Source organism: Actibacterium naphthalenivorans (genome assembly GCF_014196965.1).
Lineage (GTDB): Bacteria > Pseudomonadota > Alphaproteobacteria > Rhodobacterales > Rhodobacteraceae > Actibacterium_A > Actibacterium_A naphthalenivorans.
On the sequence record NZ_JACIEQ010000030.1, the window covers coordinates 1 to 2,500 of the forward strand.

Below are 2,500 nucleotides of genomic sequence, written 5' to 3' on the forward strand. Positions count from 1 at the left end.
TGGTTGCGGGAGCAGGATTTGAACCTGCGACCTTCAGGTTATGAGCCTGACGAGCTACCGGGCTGCTCCATCCCGCGCCACGTGCCCTTTAGAGGTATTGTCCAGGGGCGCTGTGCTGGTATCGTTTTGAGAGATACGGTTTGTGCTTCTTTCTAGGTTTGGCGGTGACCTACTCTCCCACGTCTTAAGACGCAGTACCATCGGCGCGACGGTGCTTAACGGCCGAGTTCGGGATGGGATCGGGTGTTTCACTCGCGCTATGACCACCAAACCGAGAAAGAAGCACATCCGCAGGCGCTGTTTTTCGCGCCTGCCGTCCAGGTCAAGTACATGTTTTGTTGTGTATGCTTTTGATTGCTCCGCAGTTTCAGGTTCAAACCTTGCTTCTACTGGATCAAATCAAGCCTATCGGGCAATTAGTACCGGTCAACTGAACGCATTGCTGCGCTTACATCTCCGGCCTATCGACGTGGTGGTCTTCCACGGCCCTCAGGGATACCTTGTTTTGAGGGGGGCTTCCCGCTTAGATGCCTTCAGCGGTTATCCTTTCCGATCATAGCTACCCAGCACTGCTCCTGGCGGAACAACTGGTACACCAGTGGATCGTTCACCCCGGTCCTCTCGTACTAGGGGCAACTCCTCTCAAGTATCCTACACCCACGGCAGATAGGGACCGAACTGTCTCACGACGTTCTAAACCCAGCTCACGTACCTCTTTAAACGGCGAACAGCCGTACCCTTGGGACCTGCTCCAGCCCCAGGATGAGATGAGCCGACATCGAGGTGCCAAACACTGCCGTCGATATGGACTCTTGGGCAGTATCAGCCTGTTATCCCCGGCGTACCTTTTATCCGTTGAGCGATGGCCCTTCCACTCGGGACCACCGGATCACTATGGCCGTCTTTCGACTCTGCTCGACTTGTCAGTCTCGCAGTCAGGCTGGCTTCTGCCATTGCACTCAACGAGCGATTTCCGACCGCTCTGAGCCAACCTTCGCGCGCCTCCGTTACGATTTGGGAGGCGACCGCCCCAGTCAAACTACCCACCACACAGGGTCCCGGATCCGGATAACGGACCGCGGTTAGACATCAAGCAGAACAAGGGTGGTATCTCAAGGGAGGCTCCACCGGAACTGGCGTTCCGGTTTCAAAGCCTACCACCTATCCTGCACATGTTCGGCCTAATGCCAGTGTGAAGTTGTAGTAAAGGTGCACGGGGTCTTTCCGTCTAACCGCGGGAAGCCTGCATCTTGACAGGCAATTCAATTTCGCTGAGTCGATGTTGGAGACAGCGGGGAAGTCGTTACGCCATTCGTGCAGGTCGGAACTTACCCGACAAGGAATTTCGCTACCTTAGGACCGTTATAGTTACGGCCGCCGTTTACCGGGGCTTCAATTCGGTGCTTGCACACCTCCTTTTAACCTTCCGGCACCGGGCAGGCGTCAGACCCTATACGTCGTCTTGCGACTTCGCAGAGCCCTGTGTTTTTAGTAAACAGTCGCCACCCCCTGGTTTGTGCCCCCAGTCAATACTTGCGTAGAAACCGGGCCTCCTTCTCGCGAACTTACGGAGGTATTTTGCCGAGTTCCTTCAACATCGTTCTCTCAAGCGCCTTGGTATGCTCTACCAGTCCACCTGTGTCGGTTTAGGGTACGATCTAGCGGAAGAGCTATTTCCAGGAACCGATAAGCGGCCCGCCCAATCCGATAAGGGCGAACAACAGTCTCGATCCGTCACTTCTTCCTGGCCCAGGAATATTAACCTGGTTCCCATCGACTACGCCTTTCGGCCTCGCCTTAGGGGTCGGCTTACCCTGCTCAGATTAGCTTTAAGCAGGAACCCTTGGACTTTCGGCGACAGGGTCTCTCACCCTGTTTGTCGCTACTCATGTCATCATTCTCACTAGTGATCTCTCCACCGGATCCCTCACAGGCCGGCTTCACAGAAAACTCCGCATCCTCCAAGGCGCCCCGAAGGACGCTAAAGAGGATAGGAGTTATGTCACACTACGCTCTGCTACCATGCCTTACGGCATCCTAAGCTTCGGCTCATGGCTTGAGCCCCGTTACATCTTCGCCGCAGGACAACTTGATTAGACCAGTGAGCTGTTACGCTATCTTTAAAGGATGGCTGCTTCTAAGCCAACCTCCTGGTTGTTTTGGTCGTCCCACCTGCTTTCCCACTTAGCCATGAATTAGGGGCCTTAGCTGTAGGTCAGGGTTGTTTCCCTCTCCACCATGGACGTTAGCACCCACAGTGTGTCTGCCATCTAGTACTCCTCGGTATTCGGAGTTTGGTTAGGATCAGTAAGGCGGTAAGCCCCCATTACCCATCCAGTGCTCTACCCCCGAGGGTATTCGGATGACGCTCTACCTAAATAGATTTCGCAGAGAACCAGCTATCTCCGAGTTTGATTGGCCTTTCACCCCTAGGCACAACTCATCCCGACCTTTTTCAACAGGTGTGGGTTCGGACCTCCAGTTGGTGTTACCCAACCTT

At 54.6% G+C, this 2,500-nt stretch carries 1 tRNA gene and 2 rRNA genes (1 of these 3 cut by a window edge); all 3 read right to left on the reverse strand.

The features are described from left to right. A tRNA-Met gene (locus tag GGR17_RS19935) sits at positions 1–77 on the reverse strand. A gap of 79 nt (positions 78–156) precedes the next feature. Next, positions 157–271: ribosomal RNA gene (gene rrf / locus GGR17_RS19940) — 5S ribosomal RNA — on the reverse strand. A gap of 124 nt (positions 272–395) precedes the next feature. After that, positions 396–2,500, reverse strand: a 23S ribosomal RNA gene (locus GGR17_RS19945) (it continues 728 nt past the right edge of the window).